17 protein-coding genes are annotated in these 17,700 nt (G+C 68.0%); 9 read left to right on the top strand and 8 right to left on the bottom strand.

The features are described from left to right. The first annotated feature begins 42 nt into the window (after positions 1-42). The 7 genes from CEF10_RS01090 to CEF10_RS01060 all read left to right on the top strand — a co-directional run bounded on the left by CEF10_RS01090 (position 43) and on the right by CEF10_RS01060 (position 7,012). Positions 43-1,554 (top strand): putative bifunctional diguanylate cyclase/phosphodiesterase, encoded by a 1,512-nt coding sequence (locus CEF10_RS01090; protein WP_232796363.1) that lies wholly within the window; start codon positions 43-45, stop codon positions 1,552-1,554. A gap of 111 nt (positions 1,555-1,665) precedes the next feature. Next, entirely contained in the window at positions 1,666-3,522 is a 1,857-nt protein-coding gene (gene yidC / locus CEF10_RS01085; RefSeq protein WP_101065509.1) for a membrane protein insertase YidC, read from the top strand. Then, on the top strand, positions 3,519-4,259 hold the full coding sequence (locus CEF10_RS01080; protein WP_101065508.1) for an MOSC domain-containing protein: 741 nt from the start codon (positions 3,519-3,521) through the stop codon (positions 4,257-4,259). The genes yidC and CEF10_RS01080 overlap by 4 nt, the downstream gene beginning before the upstream one ends. Before the next feature lie 5 nt (positions 4,260-4,264). Further along, entirely contained in the window at positions 4,265-4,909 is a 645-nt protein-coding gene (gene yihA, locus CEF10_RS01075) for a ribosome biogenesis GTP-binding protein YihA/YsxC (RefSeq protein ID WP_101065507.1), read from the top strand. Positions 4,910-4,990: 81 nt separating this feature from the next. Next, on the top strand, positions 4,991-5,854 hold the full coding sequence (gene argB, locus CEF10_RS01070; protein WP_101065506.1) for an acetylglutamate kinase: 864 nt from the start codon (positions 4,991-4,993) through the stop codon (positions 5,852-5,854). After that, complete coding sequence (locus CEF10_RS01065) at positions 5,844-6,509, top strand: ferredoxin (protein WP_408638400.1); 666 nt, start codon at positions 5,844-5,846, stop codon at positions 6,507-6,509. The genes argB and CEF10_RS01065 overlap by 11 nt, the downstream gene beginning before the upstream one ends. Continuing rightward, entirely contained in the window at positions 6,506-7,012 is a 507-nt protein-coding gene (locus CEF10_RS01060; RefSeq protein ID WP_101065505.1) for a SixA phosphatase family protein, read from the top strand. The genes CEF10_RS01065 and CEF10_RS01060 overlap by 4 nt, the downstream gene beginning before the upstream one ends. An 81-nt stretch (positions 7,013-7,093) precedes the next feature. On the opposite strand, the gene CEF10_RS01055 is transcribed toward CEF10_RS01060, so the two are convergent. From CEF10_RS01055 to crcB, 8 genes are all read right to left on the bottom strand, one after another. Further along, positions 7,094-7,885, bottom strand: a complete 792-nt coding sequence (locus tag CEF10_RS01055; protein WP_101065504.1) for an amino acid ABC transporter ATP-binding protein — start codon at positions 7,883-7,885, stop codon at positions 7,094-7,096. A gap of 18 nt (positions 7,886-7,903) precedes the next feature. Beyond that, the gene (locus CEF10_RS01050) at positions 7,904-9,256 is read right to left on the bottom strand and encodes an amino acid ABC transporter permease (protein ID WP_101065503.1); all 1,353 of its coding nucleotides are present in this window, start codon (positions 9,254-9,256) and stop codon (positions 7,904-7,906) included. Between the two features lies 1 nt (position 9,257). Beyond that, complete coding sequence (locus CEF10_RS01045; protein WP_101065502.1) at positions 9,258-10,526, bottom strand: amino acid ABC transporter permease; 1,269 nt, start codon at positions 10,524-10,526, stop codon at positions 9,258-9,260. Positions 10,527-10,647: 121 nt separating this feature from the next. After that, positions 10,648-11,667, bottom strand: coding sequence for an amino acid ABC transporter substrate-binding protein (locus tag CEF10_RS01040; RefSeq protein ID WP_101065501.1), 1,020 nt, complete (start codon positions 11,665-11,667; stop codon positions 10,648-10,650). A gap of 144 nt (positions 11,668-11,811) precedes the next feature. Beyond that, a complete protein-coding gene (locus CEF10_RS01035; protein ID WP_101065500.1) occupies positions 11,812-12,576 on the bottom strand; it encodes an ATP12 family chaperone protein in 765 nt (254 codons plus the stop codon). Further along, positions 12,573-13,256 carry an HAD-IA family hydrolase gene (locus CEF10_RS01030; RefSeq protein WP_101065998.1) on the bottom strand — a complete coding sequence of 228 codons (684 nt, stop codon included), beginning with the start codon at positions 13,254-13,256 and terminating at the stop codon, positions 12,573-12,575. Before CEF10_RS01030 ends, CEF10_RS01035 begins: the two co-directional genes overlap by 4 nt. Continuing rightward, positions 13,256-14,299, bottom strand: coding sequence for an RluA family pseudouridine synthase (locus CEF10_RS01025; RefSeq protein ID WP_101065499.1), 1,044 nt, complete (start codon positions 14,297-14,299; stop codon positions 13,256-13,258). The genes CEF10_RS01030 and CEF10_RS01025 overlap by 1 nt, the downstream gene beginning before the upstream one ends. Further along, the gene (gene crcB, locus CEF10_RS01020) at positions 14,296-14,673 is read right to left on the bottom strand and encodes a fluoride efflux transporter CrcB (protein ID WP_101065498.1); all 378 of its coding nucleotides are present in this window, start codon (positions 14,671-14,673) and stop codon (positions 14,296-14,298) included. The genes CEF10_RS01025 and crcB overlap by 4 nt, the downstream gene beginning before the upstream one ends. 169 nt (positions 14,674-14,842) lie before the next feature. On the opposite strand from crcB, the gene CEF10_RS01015 reads away from it, so the two are divergent. Further along, entirely contained in the window at positions 14,843-16,105 is a 1,263-nt protein-coding gene (locus CEF10_RS01015) for a glycerate kinase type-2 family protein (protein ID WP_232796379.1), read from the top strand. 82 nt (positions 16,106-16,187) lie between these two features. Continuing rightward, positions 16,188-17,609 carry a mannose-1-phosphate guanylyltransferase/mannose-6-phosphate isomerase gene (locus tag CEF10_RS01010; protein ID WP_101065497.1) on the top strand — a complete coding sequence of 474 codons (1,422 nt, stop codon included), beginning with the start codon at positions 16,188-16,190 and terminating at the stop codon, positions 17,607-17,609. The last annotated feature ends 91 nt before the right edge of the window (positions 17,610-17,700 follow it).

The raw sequence follows: 17,700 nt of genomic DNA, 5'->3' as shown, positions 1-17,700 counted from the left end.
CTGGAAGGGCTGGCTATGAAATCGGGCCTCGGGGGCATTCGGATGATACTCCAGCGGCGCCTGGTTCCGGCGCTGAAGGGGCCGCATTGGCTGGCCTTCGCGCCCGCCGCGGCGCTTGCGGCCTTTTGGTTGGGCGGCGAGGGATTGTTGCTGCTTGTCGCGCTCTGCCTGCCGGCCCTGCTGGCCGTTTCCAGCCTGGGCCCTGGCGCCCAGCAGGCCGCCGCGTCACGGCCCGCCCCCGTATCGGCACAGGAACTGCTGGAACGGGCGCTGGACACCGGACCCGCGGACAATGGCGCCGGCGCGTCCAAATCCGGGTGCTTCCTGATCGAGATCGACGATTTCGACGCGTTGCTCGACCGGCACGGACAGGCCGCCGCCGACGATGTCGCCGAACGGCTCCTGGCGCGGTTCCAATCCGTGCTGCGCGCGCCGGACACGGTCGTCATGCTCGATACGCACCGCTTCGGCATCGCCCTGTCGCCGGTGCGCCATCTCGACCTCGGGGCGGCTCTCGCGCTTTGCGGGCGCCTTCAGGCCGCCGCGGAGGAGCCGGTGACGCTTGACGGCGCGGCGCTCTACATATCCGTATCGCTGGGTTTCTGCCTGTCAGGGCAACTGCCATCCCCCGATGGCCGGGCATTGATCGAGGCGGCCAGCACGGCGCTGGATTCAGCCCGCCACGAAGCACCGGCTGCGGTGCGGGCCTTTTCCCCCGGCAGCGAAGCGCGGACCGTCGCCGGGCCACCCGAGATCACCGAGGCGGGCCGCGCGCTGGAAAACGGCCAGATACAGCCCTGGTTTCAGCCGCAGGTTTCCACCGACACGGGACAGCTGACCGGGTTCGAGGCGCTGGCGCGCTGGGTTCACCCCGAACGCGGCGTGATCGCGCCGTCCGCGTTCCTGCCCATCCTCGAGCGGTCGGGCGGACTCGAGCGGTTGGGGGATGTCATGCTGTTCAACGCGCTTCAGGCCCTGAAGGACTGGGATGCCGCGGGGTTCGACATCCCGCGCGTGGGAATCAACCTCGCGGCCGGGGAACTGCACAACCCGCGGCTTGTGACCAAGGTGGAATGGGAACTCGACAGGTTCGACCTCGCCCCCGGGCGGCTGGCGGTGGAGATCCTCGAAACCGTGGTCGCCACCTCGCCCGACGACGTGGTCGCGCGCAACATCGCCGGGCTGGCCCGGCTGGGGTGCGGCATCGACCTCGACGATTTCGGGACCGGGCATTCCTCGATCTCCGCGATCCGGCGGTTCGCGGTGCAGCGCCTCAAGATCGACCGCTCTTTCGTGATGAAGGTCGACCGCGACGGCGAACAGCAGCGCATGGTCTCGGCCATCCTGGTCATGGCCGAACGCCTCGGGCTCGACACGCTTGCCGAAGGGGTGGAAACGGCCGGGGAACACGCCATGCTGGCCCAACTGGGCTGCGGCCACGTACAGGGTTTCGGAATCGCCCGGCCCATGCCCGCCGACCAGACCGCCGACTGGATAAGGGCCCATGACGCCACGATCTCGGCGCCACCCCGGATCGGCCGGGACGCCCGCTGAGCCGGAGTGACATGTCCTGCCACCCGACCCGGCACGCGCATTCCACACTTGACCTTTGGAGCCGCACTCTGTTGAAGGCCCGTGAAACACAAACACCGGTGGCCTTCCGCGATGGACGATCAGAACAAGAACCTCATCCTGGCGACTGCGCTCAGTTTCCTCGTGATCCTGATCTGGTTCGTGCTCTTTCCCCCGCCCGAGCCGGAAACCGCGCGCGCGCCGGATGGAACCTCGGCGGGTGAAAGCACCACGGCGGACGATACCGCCACCGCGCCCGGCCCCGTGGCCGCCCCGCCCGAGGACGCCGAGGGGGCCGCGCCCGAGGCCGCCGAGACGCTGAAAGAGGACGCGCCGCGTGTCGAGATCGACACTGCAAGCCTGAAGGGGGGGATCTCGCTCAAGGGCGGGCGCATCGACCAGCTGTCTCTCAAGAATTACCGCGAGACGCTGAAATCCGATTCCGACATCGTCGACCTGCTTTCGCCCATCGGCACCGCCAACCCGTATTACGCCCTGTTCGGCTGGGCGCCCGGTGCCGGGTTGACGCTGGATACCGTTCCGGGCGCCAATACCGTCTGGCAGGTCGAGGACGGCGGGCCGCTCACCCCGGAAAGCCCGGTGACGCTGGTGTGGGACAACGGCGCCGGCCTTGTTTTCCGACGCGAGTTCGCGGTTGACGAGGACTACATGTTCACCGTCACGCAATCCGTGGAGAACACGGGCGACAATCCGGCCGCGCTCGCGCCGTACGGTATTCTTGCCCGCCACGGCGAACCGCCCGACCTGAAGAACTTCTTCATCCTCCACGAAGGTCTCATCGCCATGAGCGATGGCGAACTGACCGAAACCGGCTATTCCGACATGGCCGATTTCGAGATGAACCCGGCCGAGGGCGCCCGCGCCGAGGTGACGCGCGTGGCGGAAAACGGCTGGACCGGCTTCACGGATCACTTCTGGATGACCACGCTCATCCCGGAGCAGGGCAAGTCCTTCAAGTCGGTCGCCAAGTTCGACCCGCGGCGCGAGATCTACCAGACCGAGACGGTGATGCCCACGCGCACCGTCGGCCCGGGCGAGTCGGTCGAGACCCGGACCCGGCTGTTCGCCGGCGCCAAGGAATGGGACACGATCCGCGAATACCAGAACGATGACGGCGTCGTCCGCTTCCTGGATTCGATAGACTGGGGCTGGTTCTTCTTCCTGACCAAGCCGATCTTCGCGGTACTGCACTGGCTCAACGTCACGCTCAACGGGCTGGGCATCGCGGGCTCGATGGGCTGGGCGATCATCGGGCTGACGCTGCTGATCAAGATCATCCTGTTGCCGCTGTCCTACAAGTCGTATTCGTCGATGGCCAAGATGAAGGAACTCCAGCCGCAGATGGAGCAGATCAAGGAGGCCGCCGGCGACGACAAGCAGAAGCTCCAGAAAGAGATGATGGAGCTCTACAAGCGCGAAAAGGTCAACCCGGCTTCCGGCTGCCTGCCGATCCTGCTTCAGATCCCGATCTTCTTCTCGCTCTACAAGGTGATCTTCGTCACCCTGGAGTTGCGCCACGCGCCCTGGATCGGCTGGATCCGCGACCTGTCGGCCCCCGACCCGTCGTCGATCCTCAACCTTTTCGGCCTGATGCCGTGGGGCGTGCCCGATCCCGGGTCGATCCTGGGGATCGTTTCTCTGGGTGTCCTGCCGATCCTTCTCGGCGTGTCGATGTGGCTGCAACAAAAGCTGAACCCCTCGCCCACCGATCCGACGCAGGCGATGATCTTTGCCTGGATGCCCTGGGTCTTCATGTTCATCCTCGGGAACTTCGCCAGCGGGCTGGTGCTCTACTGGATCGCGAACAACATGCTGACGTTCCTGCAGCAGTACGCGATCATGCGCAGCCAGGGCTACAAGCCGGACGTCTTCGGCAACATCAAGGCCAGCTTCCAGCGAAAGACGGCAGACGAGAAGACGAAGAAATGAGCCGGGTGAACGCGCTCTGGCGGTATCCGGTCAAGTCCCACGGCCGCGAGCCGCTCGAGCGCGTGACCCTGACCGCGGGCGCCACGATCCCGTGGGACCGCACCTGGGCCGTCGCGCACGACCGCTCCGGTGCCGACGGGTCCGAATGGGTGCCCTGCGCCCATTTCTCGCGCGGGGCCAAGGCGCCGGCCCTCATGGCGATCACCGCCGAACTGGATCCGGGGGCACGGCGCCTTGTGCTGCGCCATCCCGATCTGCCCGACCTGGTCTTCTGGCCCGACGAAGATCCGCAGGCACTGCTCGACTGGAGCCGCCCGCTGATGCCCGACGACCGTGCCGCCTCGGCGCGCGTGCTGCCCTGCCCCGGGCGCGGCTACACCGACAGCGATTTCCCCTCGGTCACGCTGTGCAACCTGGCCTCCCACCGTGCGGTCGAGGGGCGGCTTGGCCGGTCGATCTCGACGGCGCGCTGGCGCGGCAACATCTGGGTCGACGGCCTCGCCCCGTGGGAGGAATTCGACTGGATCGACCGCGAAATCCGGGTCGGGGACGCCATCGTGATTCCCCGTGAACGCACCGAGCGATGCAAGGCGACCACGGCGAACCCCGGCACGGGGCGGCGCGACACCGACACTCTCGGCGTGCTCGAAAGCTGGGGCCACCGTGACTTCGGAGTGCGCGCCGAGGTTGTCCGCTCGGGCGAGGTCACGCGCGGCGCCAGGGTCGAACCGCTGTGAGCGAGATGAGCTTCCCCGTGGCGCACCCGCCCGACGGCGAAACCGCCGGGCGCGCGCGGCGCCTGCTCACCGGTGACGTGCGCTTTCTCAAGGGCGTCGTCGCGATGGACGGCCTGCCGTCGGCGGATCGCCCGGAGGTCTGTTTCGCCGGCCGCTCGAACGTCGGCAAGTCCAGCCTCATCAACGCTCTGACCGGGCGCAAGGCGCTGGCGCGCACCTCGGGCACGCCCGGGCGGACGCAGGAGATCAATTTCTTCTCCGCGGCCGAGGCGCTCTACCTCGTGGATCTGCCCGGCTACGGATTCGCCAACGCCCCGCTCGATGTGGTGCGTCGCTGGCAGGCACTTCTGAAGACCTATCTTTCGGGGCGCGCCACGCTGCGCCGGGCCTTCGTGCTGATCGACGCGCGGCACGGGATCAAGCCGGTGGACGAGGAGATCCTGTCGCTGCTCGACAGCGCGGCGGTGACCTTCCAGTGCGTCCTGACAAAGGCCGACAAGGTCAAGACGAGGGACCGCGACGCGCTGCTGTCGGGCGTTGGTACCGCACTCGCGCGGCATCCAGCGGCCTTCCCCGAGATCATCCTGACCTCCGCCGAAAAGGGCGAGGGGATCGACACGCTGCGCGCCGCGATCGCCGGCCTCGTCTGACGGCCCGCCACGGGCGAATGCAGCGGCCCCCCTTGCACCTTTGCGCACGGGCGGAGATAACCGCGGCACGAGGGACACCGCATGAAGAAACGTGACATGAACCGCGACTGGATCGCCACCGCCCGGACCCTGTCCGAGGCCCTGCCCTACTTGCAGCGCTACGATGGCGCGATCGTCGTCATCAAGCTGGGCGGCCACGCGATGGGCAGCGACGACGCGATGGAAAGCTTCGCGCGCGACGTCGTGCTCATGCAGCAGGTGGGCGTGAACCCGGTGATCGTCCACGGCGGCGGGCCGATGATCAACTCGATGCTCGAACGCCTGAGGATCGAATCCGATTTTGTCGGCGGCAAGCGGGTTACCGACGCGGCCACCATGGAGGTGGTCGAAATGGTGCTGTCGGGCCTCGTCAACAAGAAGATCGTTCAGGCGATCAACGCGCAGGGCGGCAAGGCGGTCGGGCTTTCGGGCAAGGACGCGGGGCTTATCACCTGCGATCCGGCGGACCCGGAACTCGGCCTCGTCGGCGCGCCGACCGAGATCGATACCACCATCCTGACGACGCTTTTTGCCGACGACGCGATCCCCGTGATCGCGCCGCTGGGCGCGGGCCGGCAGGGCGAGACCTTCAACATAAACGGCGACACCGCCGCCGGTGCCATCGCCGCCGCGCTGAAGGCCGACCGCCTGCTGCTGCTGACCGACACCGACGGCGTGCGCGATGCCGGTGGCGAGGTCGTGACCGAACTGACCGCCGCCCAGATCCGCGAGATGACCCGCGCGGGGATCATCGCCGGCGGCATGATCCCCAAGACCGAAACCGCGCTGGCCGCGATCGACGGCGGCGTGCGCGCCGTGGTCATCATCGACGGCCGCGCGCCGAACGCAGTTCTTCTGGAACTCTACACGGAGCACGGGGCCGGCTCCATGATCCGTGCCGGCTGAGGCACACGCCCCCGGCCTGGAGACCGTCGCGCGGCGTTGCGCCGACGCGCATCTGTCGGTCTTCGGCGCCTTTCATCCGGGGCCGTCGTCCGGGGCACCGGCCGACGTGGGCACGCTGGTCCTGCTCGGCCCGCGCGACCCCGGCTTCTGGGACCATTTCACGGGTCAGCCCGAGTACGCCGACGGCGCCCCCGACCCGCTCGACCGCTGGTCGCGGCGGGTGATCGGCGCGCTTGCCGAGGACCTCGGCGCGGTGCCGCTGTTCCCTTTCGGCGGGCCGCCGCACCACCCCTTCGTCCAGTGGGCACGGGCCACGGGACGGGCCCATGTCTCGCCGGTGGGGCTTCTCGTGCATGACACCGCCGGCCTCATGCTGTCCTTCCGCGGGGCGCTTGGGCTGGCCGGGCGCCTTCCGTTGCCCGCGCCGCCGCCCAACCCCTGCGACAGCTGCGCCGCGCGCCCCTGCCTGTCGGCATGCCCGGTCTCGGCCCTTGGTCCGGACGGTTATGACGTGGCCGCCTGCAAGACCGACCTCGACCGGCCCGGCAACGACTGCATGGCGCGTGGCTGCGCGGTGCGCCGCGCTTGCCCGGTCAGCCAGCGGCATGGCAGGCTCGAGGCGCAATCGGCCTTTCACATGGACCACTTCCGATGACCCTGCGCCTGATCCTGATCCGCCACGCGAAATCGAGCTGGGACGACCCGGCACTGGACGACCACGCCCGCCCGCTGAACGACCGCGGCCGCCGCGATGCCCCGCGCATCGGTGCATGGCTCGCCAAGCACGGCCATGTGCCCGATTTGGTCCTGTGCAGCACCGCCGCGCGCACCCGCGAAACATGGGATCTCATCGCGCCGACCCTGCCGGAGGGCATCCCCGTGTCCTGTGTGCCCGACCTCTACGACGCCGGCCCGCGCGACATGATCGCCGTGATCCACCGGGCCGAGGCGCCCTGCGTTGCCGTCATCGGCCACAACATGACGATCGGACAGGTTGCGCGCCAACTGGCCGAGGCGCGCCCGGACCACCCGAAGTTCAACAAGTATCCCACGGCGGCCACGCTTGTGCTGGATTTCGACACCGACGACTGGCGCGGCGTGTTGCCCGGCACGGGTCGTGTCGTCGACTTCGTCGTACCGAAGGACCTGCCGGACTGACACGCCCCCGTCCTTCACCTTGGGCGAAATACTCCGGGGGTGAGGCCGAAGGCCGAGGGGGCAGAGCCCCCTCCTGCCCCGTCAGTGCCCCAGGATCTGGCTCAGGAACAGCTTGGTCCGCTCGCTCTTGGGGTTGTTGAAGAACTCCTCGGGCTCGTTCTGCTCCACGATCTGGCCCTGGTCCATGAAGATCACGCGGTTCGCGACCTGCCGGGCGAAACCCATCTCGTGGGTCACGCAGAGCATCGTCATCCCCTCCTCCGCGAGCTCGATCATGGTATCGAGCACTTCCTTGATCATTTCCGGATCCAGCGCCGAGGTGGGTTCGTCAAAGAGCATGATCCGCGGTTTCATGCACAACGAGCGGGCGATCGCGACGCGCTGCTGCTGCCCCCCCGACAGCTGGCCGGGATACTTGTCGGCCTGTTCCGGGATCTTCACCTTCTCGAGGAAATGCATCGCCGTTTCGTCGGCCTCGCGCTTGGGCGTCTTGCGCACCCAGATGGGTGCCAGCGTGCAGTTCTCGAGGATCGTCAGATGCGGGAACAGGTTGAAGTGCTGGAACACCATCCCGACCTCGGACCGGATCTTGTCGATGTTCTTGAGGTCGTTGGACAGCTCGGTGCCGTCCACCACGATCCGGCCCTGCTGGTGCTCCTCCAGCGCGTTGATGCAGCGGATCAGCGTGGACTTGCCCGACCCCGACGGCCCCGCGATGACGATGCGCTCGCCCTCGTTCACGGTCAGGTTGATGTCGCGCAGAACGTGGAAGGCGCCGAACCACTTGTTCATTCCGGTGATTTCGACGGCGACCTTGTCGGAGACCTGCATCCTGGAGCGGTCGACGTCGCGCTCGATGGCCAGTTCAGACATCAGCGGTTTCCTTTCTTGTCAGTGGCCCTTCTGGAGCTTGCGCTCCAGCCACATGGAATAACGGGACATGCCGAAGCAGGTGACGAAGAACAGCAACGCGATGAAGGCGAACAGTTCCCAGTAGATGCCGTTCCATTCCTGGTTGGCGCGGATGCCCTGGCTCAGCCCGATGGGATCGAGCAGGCCGATGATCGACACCAGCGTGGTGTCCTTGAACACCCCGATGAAGGTGGAGACGATCCCGGGGATCGAGATCTTCAGCGCCTGCGGCATGATGATCAGCCGCTGTGCCTGCCAGTAATCGAGGCCGAGGCTGTCGGCCCCCTCGTACTGCCCCTTGGGCAGCGCGGCCAGCCCGCCGCGGATCACCTCGGCGGTGTAGGCCGAGGCGAAAACCGTGACCATGATCATCACCCGCATGATGATGTCGAAATCGGTGCCCGGCGGCATGAAATAGTTGAGCAGCACCGAGGCCACGAACAACAGGGTGATCAGCGGCACGCCGCGGATCAGTTCTATGAAGCCGACGCTGAGCGACTTGATGATCAGCAGGTCCGACCGCCGCCCCAGCGCGAGGACGATGCCGATGGGCAGTGACAGCCCGATCGCCACCACCCCGATCAGGATCGCCAGCATGAAGCCGCCGAACTCGCGGCTTTCGACCGATGGGATCGCGATCGGCACGATCTGGTCCAGCCCGGCGGTGACATAGCCCATGATGAGCCCCCACCAGAGAAGCGCGGCCAGCACGCCGACGATCACCGCGAGAAGGAACCCCATCGCCACCTGGCCGTAGCGGATCACGGCGAAGAGGATCGCGAACCCCGCGGCAATGCCGACCGGCGTCCAGACCGAGCCGCCCCACATCAGCCAGGGCATCACGAACGGGTAAATCGCGGTGAAGACCAGCATCTTGCGCGGCACGCGGTCGAACAGCACGGGTGCAAGCGCCGCGAACAGCAACACCAGCGCGAGGTTCGGGCGGAAGTACGCGGGCAGCCAGTGGCCCACCGGCGCCTCGCCGAAGTTCGCGTCGGGGTAAACCGGATAGGGCGGGTAGAAGCCATAGAGCAACTGAAGCCAGCGGTCCTTGATCACCGCCCAGCAGGCATGGCCATGGGTTTCGCCCCAGGTGGCCTTCATGATCTCGCGGCACTCGTCCAGGGACCCCGCGTTCCAGACCGACTGGAAGATCCAGGGCAGCAGGCCCGAAAGCACGTAGTAGATGACCCCGATCGCCAGCAGCGTGAGCAGCGTGTTCAGCCATCCCGAGAACAGGTTCTCGCGTATCCAGCCGACGATCCCGGCCTCGGTGGGCGGGGGATCCTGCTCGGGCAGCATCTCGGTTCGGACGAATGCCTTCTGTGTCATGCTACCGCTCCACCAGTTTGACGCGGTTGTTGTACCAGTTCATCACCGACGAGATGATGAGCGACAGGGTCAGGTAGACCAGCATCAGAAGCAGCACGCATTCCAGCTCGCGCCCCGTCTGGTTCATCGTGATCCCGCCCAGCGTGCCGGTGATGTCCATGTAGCCCACGGCGATCGCCAGCGACGAGTTCTTCGTCAGGTTCAGGTACTGCGAGATCAGCGGCGGCACGATCACCCGCAGCGCCTGCGGCAAGACCACAAGCTGCATGACACGGTTGGGCCGCAGCCCCAGCGCGGCGGCGGCTTCCGTCTGGCCGTGCGAGACCGCCAGGATGCCGGCACGCACGATTTCGGCCACGAAGGCCGCGGTATAGAGGCCCAGTGCCATCCACAGCGCGATCAGCGAGTTGCGCATGTGGATGCCGCCACCGAAATTGAAGCCCTTCAACTCGGGATACCCAAGGTGCAGGCCGAGCGCGGTGAGCAGAATGGCCGAGGGGATCAAGATGATCCCGAGGTTGATGTACCACGTCGTCGGCCGCTCGCCCGTGGCGTTCTGGATCCTTTCGGCCCGCGCAGTGACCTTGCGCGCGGCGAAGATGGACAACCCGAGCACCACGACAAGCGCGAGCAGATCCAGCGAGACATCCATCCGCAGGCTGCTTTGCCCGAAAAGGTGGATATTGCCCAGGCTGTTGGACAGCAGCGGCTCGGGGACGTAGACGCCCCGGTTCGTCAGCGCGACGCTGTCAAAGATCTTCATCGTCGCGTCCGGGTCATCGCCGCGGAAGGCCGAGGGGCGCGGCAGGCTCTCGATCAGGATGGCCATGGCCAGCACGATCCACAGAAGCACCGGCACGTTGCGGAACATCTCGACGTAGACGGCCATGATCTTGGCAACGAGCCAGTTCTTCGAAAGCCGCAGAACCCCCACGAGAACGCCGACGATGGTCGCGGTCACACAGCCCAGCACCGCCACGATGATCGTGTTCAGAAGCCCGATGAACGAGGCCCGCAGGTGCGTGTCCCGGCTGTCGTATTCCAGGATGTGCTGGTTGATGTCATAGCTCGAGGGTTCGGTGAAAAACCCGAATTCCACCGGCTTTCCCAGCGCGGCGAGGTTCTGCATCGTGTTGTTGATCAGCCAGGCGGCCGCAAGCATGAACCCGATCAGCGCGACCACCTGGATGGTCATCGACCGATACCGGGTGTCGTAAAGAAGCATCGACAGCCGGAACGACTCCTGCGGCGGGTCGGAGTGTGTGGTCATATGGGATTTTCCCTGTCTGCCGGCCCCGTATCCTTGTTGTCGGCTCGATGGCCGCGGGCCGGTCCGTTGGACGCACGTGACCGAGGGGCGCGGGGGTGCCGCGCCCCTCGGCTGTCCCGCCTTAGCGGAACGGCGGTGCGTACATCAGGCCGCCATCGGTCCACAGCGCGTTCAGCCCGCGCGCGAGGCCGACCGGCGTGTCCTCACCGATGTGCTTGGCGAAAAGCTCGCCATAGTTGCCGCCCGCCGCGATCGCCCGCACGGCCCAGCGATCGTCGAGCCCGAGCATCTCGCCCAGGTTGCCCTCGACGCCGAGGATGCGGTTGACTTCCGGCTTGTCGGTGCCCTTCTCGGCCAGTTCTTCCACGTTTGCCGAGGTCAGGCCGTTCTCCTCGGCCGAGATCAGCGCGTTCAGCGTCCAGCGGACGATGTCGCCCCACGCCTGGTCCCCGTGGCGCACCAGCGGGCCAAGCGGTTCCTTCGAGATGATCTCGGGCAGGATCACGTGATCCGACGGGTTCTCGAAGGTTGCGCGCGTCGCGGCCAGGCCGGAGCTGTCGGTGGTGTAGACGTCGCAGGCACCCGCCAGGTACTGCTGCTGGGCCTCGGCGTTGGTCTCGATCGGGACCGGCTCGTATTCCATGTCGTTGGCGCGGAAGAAGTCCGCGAGGTTGAGTTCGGTCGTGGTGCCGGTCTGGATGCAGACGGTCGCGCCGTTCAACTCCTTGGCCGAGGTCACGCCCAGCGCCTTCGGAATCATGAAGCCCTGACCGTCATAGTAGTTGATGCCGACGAACTCGTTCTTCAGGTCGACGTCACGGGTCAGCGTCCAGGTCGTGTTGCGGGCCAGCATGTCCACCTCGCCCGACGCGAGCGCGGTGAAGCGCGTCTTGCCGGTGGTGGGCACGAATTCGACGGCCGTCTTGTCCTCCAGCACGGCGGCTGCGACAGCGCGGCAGACGGCCACGTCAAAGCCCTGCCATTCGCCGTTGGCGTCCGGCGCGGCAAAGCCGACAAGGCCGGTGGTGACGCCGCAGTTCAGCTTTCCGCGCGCCTTGATGTCGTCAAGCGTGGCAGCGGCAGCGGCACCGGCGGTCAGACCGGCGACAGTCAACGCGCCAAGAAATACGGATTTTTTCATCTTTACCTCTTCCTGATTGGCCGCCCTTTTTCAAGAACGGTTTTTTTCTTCGGTCCCGGCGGGACCGGGGCGATACTGCAGAGGGTCCACCCCCTCAGTGCAAGGGAGTGTGATTGGATTCATCTCGGATCGTCAAGTCCCGCATCAAGAAAAACGATGGTCATGCCCGAGGTTGTCCGGGCCGCGATCGCCTTGTCCCGCGGGCCGCGAAAGATTGTAAAACCTGTGGGCATGCAGAAAATCCGATCGTTTCCTGGCGGCCTGCGCCGCCGCCTGTTCATCGGTGCCCCACTGCTCTTCCTGCCAGGTTTCGTCGATGCGCGAGGCCGTCCACAGCGCCTCGGGCGTCATGACGTCCCTCGTGGCGGCCAGACCGATCACCAGGGACCCCGACAGGCCGACCAGATCGTGCAGCGCCGTCAGCGCGAAGGCGTCCATGCCACGCACCCACGCGTCCAGCCGGGCCAGCGCCCGCGGATCCTGGGGCACGTGCATGACGCCGCTTACCGGCGTCAGGCGCGCGCCCGCCTCCCGCGCGACCCAGTCGAGCAGCGGGTCCCACGCGCGGGCCTGCCGCTCTGCCAGCCCCTCGGGATAATCCGCGCGGTAACAGGCCAGGTCGGTATCGCCATAGGCCGAGATCATCGTCGCGACCTCGGCATGCTGCGGCACCACCTTGTCGAGCGCCGCGTTGGCCGATCGCGTCGCCGGCATGGTGGCCGGGTCAACCTTGTCACCCTGCGCCTGCCATTCCGCGGCGATTTCCTCGGCCAGGGCACGCGTGGGCACCGCGAGCGTGCGCTTGGCGGGCGTCTTCACAACCCGGCCGTCCAGCCGGACCGCGAAGCCGGCGTCGGTTTCCGCCGCCTCGGCCGTGGTCCAGAACCGTTTGGGTGTCCATTCGCTCATGCCGCAGTCTCCCATAACGCATCGAGGCAGGCCGGCAGTTCGCCGAAATCGTCGATGACCCTCTCCGCCCCGGCAAGCGCCCCGCGCGGGTGGTAGCCCCAGCTCACGCCGATGGCCCGCATCCCGGCCGCCCGCGCCATTTCCATGTCGAAACTCGTATCGCCGACCATCACCGCGTCGCCGGGCGCGACGCCGGTCTCGGACAGCGCGGCCATCAGCATCGCCGGATGCGGCTTGGACGGATGGTGGTCACTGACCTGCCGGGTCAGGAAATACCGGTCCAGCGCATGGCCCTCGAACAGCTTGTCGAGCCCGCGGCGCGACTTGCCGGTGGCCACGCCGAGGATGTTCTCGGGCACCGCATGCAGACGCTCCAGCGTCTCGCGTGCGCCGGGGTAGAGCGGCGAAGCCTCCGCCGCGCCCGAGCGGGCGCGCAAGCCGACGTAGGCGTCCTTGTACCAAGACACCATTTCGCCCCGCAGCGGCGCGGGCGCCTGCGGCGCGAGCCGGTCCATGGCCACGTCCAGCGACAGCCCGACGATACCCAGCACGGCCGCGCGCGGCGGCGCCGGCAACCCGGCGCGGGAAAAGGCATCGGCCATCGCCGCTACAATGTCGTTCTGGCTGTCCACCAGCGTGCCGTCGACGTCGAAGACGATGAGGCGCAGGCGCGGCGACATCATTCCGGCTCCTCGAACGGGTCCTCGGGCGCGGCGGCAGTGTCCCACTGGAAGGTCGCCCAGGTGTCGGCCATGTGCCGCGGCAGCGGCGCGGTCAGGTTCAGCCGCGCGCCGGTCACGGGGTGATCCAGCGTCAGGCTGCGCGCGTGCAGGTGCAGCTTGCGGCTGATTTCCCCGCCCAGCTGCGCGCCCTGCCCGCCTCCCGGCGTCTCCTGCGCGTGGGCACCGTACTTGCCATCGCCCACGATGGGATGCCCGATCTGTGCCATGTGTGCCCGCAACTGGTGCGTGCGCCCCGTCACCGGCACCAGAGCGACCCAGGCACAGCGCTTGGCGGCCGCCTCGATCACCGCGAAATCCGTCACCGCCTTCTTTGCCCCGGGCGTGTCCGCCACATCGTCGGGATGCACGCAATGCATCTTCTCGCCCTCGCCCCCGGCGCCGCGGACCGGCGCCTTGACCAGCCCGTAGCGGATCGTGCCGATGCGCGGACTGGGCACGCCGGCCACCGCCGCCCAGTAGATCTTGCGCGCGTCGCGCGCGCGGAAAGCCGCGGTGAGGCCCGTGGCAACCTTGCGCGTGCGTGCCATGATCAGAACGCCCGAGGTATCCTTGTCCAGCCGGTGCACGAGGCGTGGCTTGTCGTCCAGTTCGAAACGCAAGGCCTCGGCCAGGCCGTCGACGTGGCGGTTCTGGCCCGATCCGCCCTGCACCGGCAGCCCCGGCGGCTTGTTCAGCGCGATGACGTGGTCGTCGCGGTAGATCACCGTTCGCCGGATCATCTCGGCATCGGCATCGCCGAGCCTTTGCGCCGCTCTTGGTGCGGCTCCCGCAGGATCCGGCAGCGGCGGCACCCGGACGCTCTGCCCCTCCACCAACCGGGTGCTCGCCTTCACGCGCCCGCCATCGACGCGCAGCTCGCCCTTGCGGCACATCTTCTCGATCCGGCCCTGCGGCAGGTGCGGGAACTGCCGGCGCAGCCACCGGTCCAGCCGCTGGTCGGCGGCATCGCCGGGCACCGTCAGGGTCTGCACGCGGCTCACTGGTAGAACCCGCGGACCAGATACATCGCCAGAACGATCGCGCCCAGCGACAAAAGGACGGAGGCGCCCACGTAGAACCCCGCCAGCGCGGCCTGGCCGCGTTCGAAGATCGCCATGGCGTCCAGCGAGAAGGCCGAGAAGGTGGTGAACCCGCCCAGCACGCCGGTCATCAGGAAGGGCGCGAGGCGCGTGTCGTCTCGATGGGCCAGAATGACGACCAGCACGCCCATGAGGAAGGACCCGGCGACGTTCACCACCAGCGTGCCCCAGGGAAACCCCGGCCCCATGAGCCGCATCGTGCCCACGGACGCCAGGTAGCGTGCCGCCGCCCCGATCGCCCCGCCAAGAGCCACTTGCAGTATGGTCGCCAACATGGGCGCGTCTGTCGCCCGACGCCCCGGATTTGTCAAGCTGGCGCCACCTGCTTCGCAAACACGCCGCCACCTGCCGCGGGCGGATTGCCCCGCGACACCCCGGGGCGCTAGGATCCGGGCGCCGGTAAAGGCGCCGGCACCGCCCGGGGAGGTCTGCAAAGTGTCACAGATTGCCGATCCGGCCGCGTTCCTGCGGTCTCTGTTCGACCGTGCCGTCGCGGTCGCCGACCCGATGCGCACCCTGCACCATTTTCTTCCCCCGCCGCCGGCAGGTCGCCTGGTCGTGGTGGGCGCCGGCAAGGCCTCTGCCCGGATGGCCGAGGCAGTCGAGGCCCACTACGGCCCCTGCGAGGGGCTGGTCATCACCCGCTACGGCTACGGCCGGCCATGCACCGGCATCGAGATCGTGGAGGCCGCGCACCCCGTGCCGGACGCGGCCGGCCGCGACGCCACCGCGCGGATGCTCGACATGCTGACCGGGCTGGACGAAGGCGACCTCGTGCTCGCCCTGATCTCCGGGGGCGCCTCGGCGCTGCTGGTGCAGCCCGCGGGCGAGATCACGCTGGACGACAAAATGGCCATCAACGCCGCGTTGCTGGCCAGCGGCGCGCCCATCGGCGAAATGAATACCGTGCGCAAGCACCTCAGCCGGGTCAAGGGCGGCCAGCTCGCCGCGGCGGCGCATCCCGCGCGGGTTCTGGCGCTGCTGATCTCGGACGTGCCCGGCGACGATCCGGGCATGATCGGCTCGGGCCCCACTGTGGGCGACACCAGCACGCCGGCCGAGGCCCGCGCCATCCTGGACAGGCATGGAATCGATGTGCCGGCGTCCGCGCGCGCCGTGCTATCGGGCAAGACCGGCGTCGTGTCGCCCGACGACCCGCGGCTGGCCCGCGCCGAGGCCCTCGTCTATGCCGCGCCGTCCCAGTCGCTCGGGGCCGCGTCGGCGCTGGCCCGCGACGCGGGCTGCCGCGTGCAGATCATGGGCGACGCGCTGGAGGGCGAGGCGCGCGAGGTCGCCGGCGCCGATGCCGCCCGTGCGCGCGCCGCGTGGAAGGACATGGCGGCCGGACAGCCGCCGCTGCTGCTGCTTTCGGGCGGCGAACTGACGGTGACGCGCCGTGGCGACGGCTGCGGCGGGCCCAACGCCGAATACGCGCTCGCACTGGCCGTGGCGTTGCAGGGGGCCCCGGGCATCCATGCCCTCGCCTGCGATACCGACGGCGTGGACGGCGCGGCCGAGGTCGCGGGCGCGATCATTGGCCCGGACACCGAGGCGAGGGCGAAGAAGGTGGGCCGGGATCCGGCAACCGCGCTGGCCGACAACGACGCGCATGCCTTCTTCGCCGCGCTGGACAGGCAGGTCGTGACAGGCCCGACCCTGACCAATGTCAACGATTTCCGCGCCATCCTGATCCTGCCGCCGGGCTGACACACGCGCCAATGGCTTGTGTCCCGCCACGACATGCGACAGAGATGAAACAGACAACGGCGAGGCGAGGCACCCGGAAGACATGATCACACCGGTTCTGCTGTGCGGGGGATCGGGCACGCGGCTGTGGCCGCTGTCGCGCAAGAGCTATCCCAAGCAGTTCGTGCCCCTTCTGGGGGAGACAACCCTCTTCCAGGCCTCGGCCGAGCGGCTTTCGGGGCCGGGCTACGGCGCGCCGCTGGTGCTGACGAATGCCGAGTTCCGCTTCATCGTCACCGAGCAGCTCACCGAGGTCGGCATGGACCCGGGCGCCATCATGATCGAGCCCGAGGGACGCAACACGGCGCCCGCCGTCCTTGCCGCCGCGCTGTGGCTGGAACGTACGGACCCCGATGCGCTGATGCTGGTGGCGCCGTCGGACCACGTCGTGCCCGACCCGGCTGCCTTCCGCCAAGCGGTGACAGCAGGCGAACCGGCCGCGCGGGCGGGTCAACTCGTCACCTTCGGCATTCGGCCCACCCACCCCGAAACCGGATACGGCTACCTGGAACTGGCCGAGCTGGCGCAGGGCGACGCCCCGCAGCCGGTCGCGTTGCGCCGGTTCGTCGAGAAACCGGACCGTGAGCGCGCCGCCCGAATGCTCGACGCGGGCAACTTCCTGTGGAACGCGGGCATCTTCCTGTTCTCCGTCCGCGCGATCCTCGACGCCTTCGAGGCGCACGCCCCGCAACTGCTCGCGCCGGTGCGCGCGGCGGTCGAGACGGGGCAGACCGATCTCGGCTTCCTGCGGCTCGATCCCGCGGCCTGGGCGGCGGCCGAGGACATCTCGCTCGACTACGCGGTGATGGAGAAGGCGGACAACCTGACCGCCGTGCCCTTTTCCGCCGGCTGGTCCGACCTTGGCGGCTGGGACGCGGTGTGGCGCGAAACCCCGCAGGACGACCGCGGCGTGGCGGTGTCGGGCGCGGCCACGGCCATCGATTGCGACACCACGATGCTGCGGTCCGAGGATTCCGGGCTGGAGGTGGTGGGAATCGGCCTGCAGGGCATCATCACAGTGGCGATGCCTGACGCGGTTCTCGTGGCCGACGCCACGCGCGCGCAGGACGTGAAAAAGGCCGTCGCCGCGCTCAAGGACAAGGGCGCGCGGCAGGCCGAGGCGTTTCCCAAGGATCACCGTCCGTGGGGCTGGTTCGAAAGCCTCGTTCTGGGCGACCGTTTCCAGGTCAAGCGCATCGTCGTGCGCCCGGGCGCGGCACTGAGCCTGCAAAGCCACCACCACCGCTCGGAGCACTGGATCGTCGTGGAGGGCACCGCGCGGGTGACCATCGACGACGAGGTCAAGCTCGTGTCGGAAAACCAGTCGGTCTATATCCCGATCGGTGCCACGCACCGTCTGGAGAACCCGGGCAAACTGCCGATGGTTCTGATCGAGGTCCAGACCGGCAGCTACCTCGGCGAGGACGACATCATCCGCTACCAGGACGATTACGCCCGCGAGTGAGTCCGGCGGCGGGTTCCGCCGGCGGGCAGCATTTGATCCGAATCATTTCCAGCCCGGCACCTGACAGGCAACATCGGCCCATCCACGACGG

Origin of the sequence: Roseovarius salinarum (assembly GCF_002834145.1) — a bacterium.
In the GTDB taxonomy this organism is placed as follows: Bacteria; Pseudomonadota; Alphaproteobacteria; order Rhodobacterales; family Rhodobacteraceae; genus Roseovarius; species Roseovarius salinarum.
Note: the sequence above shows the minus strand (reverse complement) of the source record. Positions and strands in the feature narration are given on the sequence as shown.